At 62.4% G+C, this 6875-nt stretch carries 8 protein-coding genes and 1 pseudogene; 4 read left to right on the top strand and 5 right to left on the bottom strand.

The window, feature by feature from the left end:
* Both HLUSI_RS0121625 and HLUSI_RS0121620 read right to left on the bottom strand, forming a co-directional pair.
* Window positions 1-1108, bottom strand: a 1108-nt coding sequence (locus HLUSI_RS0121625; protein ID WP_040503772.1) for an MFS transporter, incomplete at its 3' end; no start/stop codon positions are given.
* 124 nt (window positions 1109-1232) lie between these two features.
* Window positions 1233-1811, bottom strand: coding sequence for a TetR/AcrR family transcriptional regulator (locus tag HLUSI_RS0121620; RefSeq protein WP_016835935.1), 579 nt, complete (start codon window positions 1809-1811; stop codon window positions 1233-1235).
* 342 nt (window positions 1812-2153) lie between these two features.
* Here HLUSI_RS0121620 and HLUSI_RS30020 point away from each other — a divergent pair, with 342 nt between their 5' ends.
* From HLUSI_RS30020 to HLUSI_RS0121610, 4 genes are read left to right on the top strand one after another with little or no spacing between them, the layout of a single operon-like run.
* The gene (locus tag HLUSI_RS30020; protein WP_016835934.1) at window positions 2154-3116 is read left to right on the top strand and encodes a Cache 3/Cache 2 fusion domain-containing protein; all 963 of its coding nucleotides are present in this window, start codon (window positions 2154-2156) and stop codon (window positions 3114-3116) included.
* Window positions 3109-3372, top strand: a complete 264-nt coding sequence (locus tag HLUSI_RS33020) for a hypothetical protein (protein ID WP_157137959.1) — start codon at window positions 3109-3111, stop codon at window positions 3370-3372. Before HLUSI_RS30020 ends, HLUSI_RS33020 begins: the two co-directional genes overlap by 8 nt.
* Entirely contained in the window at window positions 3335-3535 is a 201-nt protein-coding gene (locus HLUSI_RS31140; protein WP_162098088.1) for a hypothetical protein, read from the top strand. The genes HLUSI_RS33020 and HLUSI_RS31140 overlap by 38 nt, the downstream gene beginning before the upstream one ends.
* A 50-nt stretch (window positions 3536-3585) precedes the next feature.
* Window positions 3586-5100, top strand: coding sequence for a sensor domain-containing diguanylate cyclase (locus HLUSI_RS0121610; protein WP_016835931.1), 1515 nt, complete (start codon window positions 3586-3588; stop codon window positions 5098-5100).
* 56 nt (window positions 5101-5156) lie between these two features.
* Here the strand turns inward: HLUSI_RS0121610 and HLUSI_RS0121605 are convergent, their stop codons facing one another.
* The 3 genes and pseudogenes from HLUSI_RS0121605 to HLUSI_RS30015 form a co-directional block, all read right to left on the bottom strand.
* Window positions 5157-5471 (bottom strand): hypothetical protein, encoded by a 315-nt coding sequence (locus tag HLUSI_RS0121605; protein ID WP_016835930.1) that lies wholly within the window; start codon window positions 5469-5471, stop codon window positions 5157-5159.
* A gap of 143 nt (window positions 5472-5614) precedes the next feature.
* Window positions 5615-6571: a chemotaxis protein gene (locus tag HLUSI_RS0121600; protein WP_016835929.1), complete on the bottom strand. Its 957-nt coding sequence runs from the start codon at window positions 6569-6571 to the stop codon at window positions 5615-5617.
* Between the two features lie 51 nt (window positions 6572-6622).
* A pseudogene (locus HLUSI_RS30015) lies at window positions 6623-6875 on the bottom strand (methyl-accepting chemotaxis protein); the annotation flags it as partial.

Raw genomic sequence — 6875 nt, 5'->3', positions numbered from 1 at the left:
GGCCATCGCGCGCGGCGCTGGCGCCGATCGAGAAGCCCAGGTACATGAACGAGGCGTTGAGCGACATCGCGATCGGGGCCAGCTTGATGCCGGCGATGCCGATCAGGTTGGTCTGCTGCGCCGGATAGAAGGCCCATCCCGAAATGCCCCACACGATCACGCTCAGGAACACCGGCAGCACCGCCAGGCTGGCCGGCAGCAGGTAGGCAATCGCGGTCAGCGTCAGGAAGGCGGCGATCAGGAACATCAGCGCCGGACCGGTAACGCGGCGGAAGCCGACGCGGTCGGCGATCTTACCGCCGGCCATGACGCCGATCGCAGCCGAGATGCCCCAGGCGAACAGCACGTAGCCGACGTGGGTGCCGTGGATGCCGGTGACCTGGTTCAGGTACAGCGCGAAATAGGTGTACATGGTGTACGCGCCGGTGGCCCACAGCAGCGTGGTCAGCAGGGCGCGCAGCACGGCCGGGTCGCGCGCGGCCAGCACGCGTTCACGCAGGCTGGCGACCGGCAGGTTGTTGCCGATGCCGCGTGGCAGTCCCAGCATCAGTCCCAGCGTCGCGATGGCTGCCAGCAGCGCCACCCCGGCGAAGGTCATGCGCCAGCTGAGGCTGTCGGCGATCACGGTCCCCAGCGGCGCCGCCAGCGCCACTGCCACGGTAATCCCGCCGCTCACCAGCGCCAGCGCACTGCCGCGTTTTTCCGGCGCGACCAGCGCACCGGCCAGAGCCAGCGCATTGGGTACGTACAGGCCGGCGGCGAAGGCCAGCAGGATGCGCGCGGTCATCAGCGACCAGTACCCGCCGGCTTGCCAGGCCAGCAGGTTGGCCAGCGTGAAGGCGGTCATCGCGCCGATCAGCAGGCCGCGGCGGCTCAGGGCGCCGGTCAGCGCGGTCAGGATCGGCGAACTGATGGCGTAAGCGGCGGTGAACGCCACCACCAACTGGCCGGCGACCGCAACGCTGACGCCGAGGTCCTTGGCTACCGTCGGCAAAATGCCGGCGATCATGAAACCCTCGGCGCCGACGGCGAAGGTGCCCAGCGCCATCCAGTACAGAGGCGCATTGCTCGCCGCAGGAGCGGAAGCGGGAAGAGAAGATGTGTTCATGAAATTCTCGATATAAAAATGAGATGAAATGACCGGTCGTCTTAAACTTGGTGAAAAAAATGCCGCTTCCATTGAAGCGGCTTGCTGCAAATATTCTGTGTAGCGTGAATCGGTTCGGTTCTGCTCAGCTCAGGACTTTGTTGAAAACCACTTCCATGAATTGATCGAAGGCATCCGGGCTGCGCTCCACGCGCACGCGCAAGGTCGCGCCTTCCCAGGCATTGAGCAGGAAACCCGCCAATGTCTTGGCGCTCAGCTGGTTCGGGATACTGCCGTCTTGCTGGCCGGCGGTAATGGCGTATTCGAGCGCGGTGCTCCAGTTGCCGTAAATCCTGAGCAGCTGCTCGCGAATCACCGGGCTTTGCTCCGACAATTCCGCAGTCATGTTGCCGATCATGCAGCCGTGCTGGAAACCACGGTCAACCAGGCGCTGGTTGAGCGCCGTGAAGTAGCCGCGCAAGCGTTCCAGCGCCGGCAGGCGGTCGTCGGCCAGGATCTCGCGCAATGTGCTGCGACGTGAGGCATAGTCGCTGACGATTTCGGCGGCGAGGGCTTCCTTGCTCTCGAAATGGTTGTAAAACGAACCCTTCGGCACGCCGGCCTCGACCGTGATGTCTTGCACGCTCGACGCGTTGAAACCACGTTCCAACAGGAGTTTGAGCGCGGCGTCGAAAATCTGGTCACGGGTATTTGGCTTGGACATGCAGCAATAATATGACCGGTCGTCTTAAAAGTCAACGGGAGCCGCGAAGTTGTGGCGAAAATGCCATGACGTAGGGTTTGTGGTGTATGGCGCGATGTTCTTCTTGGGTTGCCTGCGGGAACTTCATCCGGCCGACTACGCCGCACCTGTCTCTGTACTATCGTATTGCTCCGCAGTTTTTCATTCGTATAAAGACATCCTCGAAAACAAGATTTCCTCCAGTGCAACGCTGGTCTACAATCGGCCATCGACATAAAATCAAAGCCGGTGTCAGCACCAGTGCCCACCCCGGCGTCGACTCGAGACCACAACAAAAATCGCATTCAGGAAGGGTTGTCAGTCATGCACAGCTTTCTGCCGCTTGCTTATCAAATCGACAAACTCGCCCGCAGGCTCGCCGGCAGTTATCCAGATACATTTTCCACCGATGCGCGCGAGCTGCTGGTGGTCGGCGCGGAGACCACACCGGTACTGCGCAACGGCGCTGAAGTGCTCAATCTCAATTTCGGCAGGATCGACAGTTTTTCAGCGGCGACCGGCGGCAGCGCCACCATCTTCGTCCAGCGCGGCAAGGACTTCGTGCGCATCTCGACTTCGGTCAAAAAAGAGAACGGCGAACGCGCCATCGGCACCTTGCTCGATCACGCCCACGCCGGTTATCGCGACTTGCTGGCCGGCCGCAGCTATACCGGCTTCGCCCAATTGTTCGGCCGCCAGTACATGACCCGCTACGATCCGGTGCGCGACGCGCAGGGACGGGTGGTGGCGGTGCTGTATGTCGGCATCGACGTCAGCCAGCGCTTCCAGGTCGGCATCGGCGCGCGCTTGGGCATGCTGGCCTTCGGCATCGCCGGTACGGTGCTGGGCGCTTATGTCTGGGCGAGTGTTGCGGCCGTGTCGGCGCTGCCGCCCGCGACCTCAGGCGCGCCCGCGATCATCGCGGCGCTGCTGTTGCACTATGGTGCGATCGCGCTGGGTTTGCTGGCGCTGGGCATGGGCGGTCTGTATTGGCTGGCGCAACGCATGGTGACGCGACCGCTGGTCGATGCCACGGCCGCCGCACAGCAATTGGCCAAGGGCGATCTCACCACCATGATCCATGTGGGCCGGCGCGATGAGATCGGCCAGCTGACGCAAGCCATCAACGGCGTCGCTCAAGGACTGGCGACCATCGTCGGCGCCGTGCGTGGAAGTTCGGAACGCATCAATATCGCCGCGCACGAGATTGCCGCCGGCAACGACGACCTGTCGGCCCGCGCGGAAGCGCCCCGGCGCGCTCAAGCAGGTGCGCGCCACCATGGATAATTTCAGCGCCGCCATGCGCAACAACGCAAGTCACACGCAACAGGCCGGCAACCTGGTCGACAACGCTTCCACGCATGCCGGCGAAGGCGGCAAGGTGGTCGGCTCGGTAGTGGCGACGATGGGCGCGATACGCGCCAGTTCGCACAAGGTCGCCGACATCATCGGCGTGCGGCGCCATGTCCGGAATCGAGACGGCCATCGGCAGCGTGGCGACGATCATGCGCGATATTGCAACCGCCGGTGCAGGACAGACTGAAGACATCGGCGAAGTCACGCGCGCCGTCGGCGACATCGACCAGATGACGCAGCAAAACGCCGCACTGATCGAGCAGGCCGCGACTGCCGCCGAGAGCCTGCGCCACGAAGCGGAAAAGCTGGTGGAGCAGGTCGGCGCTTTCAAACTGGCGCAGCGCGGCTGATCGCCGATCTCGATTGATCCGCCGTCCATCCGTAATCCATCCGGAGTCCAATGGTTCATTACAAACGTTCATCCACGGCACTACTGGCGGCGGCCTTCGTACTGCTGGCCTGTGTGGCAATCATCGGCCTCGATATCTGGCGCACCTGGCAGGCGCGCGTGATCCAGGAGCGCGAAGCCACCGTTTCGGTCACCAACATGGCGCGCGCGCTGGCGCAGCATGCCGATGACACGTTGAAGGAAGCCGACACCGTGCTGGTGGGTTTGCTGGAGCGTCTGCGCATCGACGGCACCGGGCCGGAGGCGCTGGAGCGCCTGCATCGCCTGCTGGCGGTACAGGTCAAGGAACTGCCGCAGCTCAACGGCATCTTCGTCTACGACAACCAGGGTCGCTGGGTCGTCAATTCTCAGCCGCGGCTGGACAACACACAGAACAATGCTGATCGCGAGTATTTCATTTATCACCGCGACCATCCCGACGACGGCCCCTATATCGGTTCGCCGGTGCGCAGTCGATCCACCGGAAAGTGGATCGCCACGGTGAGCCGCCGCGTCAACAACGCCGACGGCAGTTTTGGCGGCGTGGTGCTGGCGACGGTGGACATGGCTTACTTCCAACGTTTCTACGACAGCTTCGACATCGGCAAGTCCGGCGCTATCCTGCTGGCGCTCAACCGCGGCACCATCGTGTTCCGTCGTCCGCTGCGCGAAGACTCGATCGGCAAGAGCATGGCCGACGCCGCCATCTACCGCGATCATGCTGCCAGGCACGCCAGCGGCCTGGCCGTCATCAAGTCGTCGCAGGACGGCGTCGAGCGCATCAACGGCTACCGCCATCTGGACGCTTTTCCGCTGTTCGTTTCGGTGGCGCTGTCGCGCGACGAGATCTTTGCCGAATGGCGCGCCGACGCCTATATGCACATGATCGGCGTGCTGCTCCTGGTGACTGGTTTTGCGCTCATGGGGCAGCGCATGGTGGCGCAGATCGATAAGCGCTCGATCGCCGAGAACGAAGCCAACGAAGCGCGCGCGCAAGTGGAGAAACTGAATCAGACCCTGGAGCGGCTGGCCCTGCAGGACGGTCTCACCGGCCTGGCCAACCGACGTCAGTTCGACGGCGCGCTGGCGCGGGAAATGAGCCGCGCGGTGCGCAGCGGCGAGAGCCTGGCCTTGATCATGATCGATGTCGACCGCTTCAAGTTGTACAACGATTTATATGGGCATCTGTCCGGTGACGAATGCCTGCGCAAGGTCGGGAAAACCATCCTGTCCGGCGAACGGCGTCCCGGCGATCTGGCGGCGCGTTACGGTGGCGAGGAATTCGCCATCATCCTGCCCGATTGCGATGCCGCGGGCGCGACGGCGATTGCGGAACAGATCCGACTGGCGGTGCGTGCGCAGCAGATCGAACATGCGGCCAATCCGGACGGTATCGTGACGGTCAGTCTCGGCGTCGGTTGTTTGCCTGAAGTGAAACAAGGAATGTCGGTGCGCGATCTGATCGGTGTCGCGGATCAGGCGCTGTATCGCGCCAAGGGCGACGGCAGGGACCGCGTCGGCGTGTAAGCAGGTGTCCGGTATGGAAGTTTGCCGCGAATCGAAGAATCCGCCGCAGCTCGCCCTCAGCGAGCGATGGGGGATTTTTCGGACTTGTCGGATTCCTGCTCCATTACCTCGCCGGCCACCACTTGCATTTCGTCGTCAAATGCGGCGACGGCAGGTGTCTTTACGGTACTGCGATTGAGTACATGGATTTCCGCATTACGCAGTTTCGGCGCTTCGTCCGGAACGATATTCCGGACCTGATACATGGCGAGGTCGTTTTCCCATTTCTTTTCACGGTAGAAAAAGTAGAGCAGGAAAACCAGGCCGACGCTCAGGTAGGAGACGACGGCGAGGAACATATCTTGCTGGAGCAGGTGGAAGATGAAATCCATGGCTATATGTGCTCTCTGAGGATGGGGTTGGGCGATGTGGTGATGATAATGAACAGCTCCTGCTACTGATATCGGGGAATTCCTTATTCCTTGCCGGCACTGGTTTCCAGGTGCGCGGCAAGGGCCTGCAATGCATCAACACGTCAATGCATCAGCGTTTTCTTGAGCGCCGCGGCAAGCTCGTCGATGGCAAATTTGGCGACGTAGCCGTTGGCGCCGACGCTGCGCACATGGTCCTCGTTGGCCGAGCCCGACAGCGATGAATGAATCACCACCGGAATCCCCTTGTAGCGCTGATCGGCCTTGATGTTGCGGGTCAGCGTGAAGCCATCCATCTCGGGCATTTCCAGATCGGTCAGCATCAGCGCCACCTTGTCGGCGATCTGCTTGCCTTCACGCTGCGCTTCGGCGCCCAATACCTGCAGTTTTTCCCAGGCTTCCTTGCCGCTCTTGGTCATGATGAATGGCACTCCCAGCGTGGTCAGGCCGTCTTCGATCAGCGCGCGCGCCACCTTGGAGTCGTCCGCCGCCAGTACAATGGCGCCGGGTTTGACCAGATCCTTCAGCTCGCCGTTGCGGCCGCTGTCGAGCGCCTGCTTGACCGGCGACGTCATGTTCAGGATCTGCTCCACGTCCAGCACCTGCACCAGGCGGCTGCCGTCGAGGTCTGAATCGAGTCGCGCGATGCTGGTGACGAGGTCGCCGCCGGCGCTGGCTTCGGCCGAGAGCACCTGGCTCCAGTCGAGGCGCACGATTTCTTCCACCGATTCCACCGCGAAGGCCTGGGTATTGCGAGCATATTCGGTGATCAGCAGGATGTTCAGGCCAGTCTTCGGCTTGCAGCCCGTGACGGCGGGCAGGTCTATCACTGAAATCACCTGACCGCGGATGTTGACCATGCCCAGCATCGGCGCCTTGGTGCCGGCGGCCGTGGTGATCGGCACCATCGGCACGATCTCGCGGATCTTGAAGACGTTGATGCCGAACAACTCACCCGGGCCGTCGCCGTTGGCGCTGCCGAGGCGGAACAACAGCAACTCGAATTTGTTGCTGGAAGTCAGGTTCGTGCGCTCGTCGATTTCTTTTTGGAATGCATCCATGGAGGCCTCAGGTGGTAGGTTGGGTTGCGGGCAGGAAGTGTTTTTTCCGGATCAGAATTGTTCCCAGGAGCCGGTCTCGTCGTTGGCTGCGCTCGGTGATTTCAGCGCCGGCCGGGTTTCCTTGCGAACGGCGACCGGTTTGGCCGGTTTCACTCCCGGCATGCGGGTCGGGGTGATATCGATAGTGCGCTTCGGCGCGGCCGGCTTGCTCAGTGCAGCGCGTTCGTCCAGCTTGAAGACGCTGACCACTTCCGACAGGCGGCCGGCCTGTTCCTGCATCGACTGCGCGGCGGCGGCGGCTTGT

The organism is Herbaspirillum lusitanum P6-12, from assembly GCF_000256565.1.
In the GTDB taxonomy this organism is placed as follows: domain Bacteria; phylum Pseudomonadota; class Gammaproteobacteria; order Burkholderiales; family Burkholderiaceae_D; genus Herbaspirillum; species Herbaspirillum lusitanum.
The sequence above is the reverse complement of the archived record's forward strand: the minus strand, read 5'-3'. Positions and strand labels throughout refer to the sequence as shown.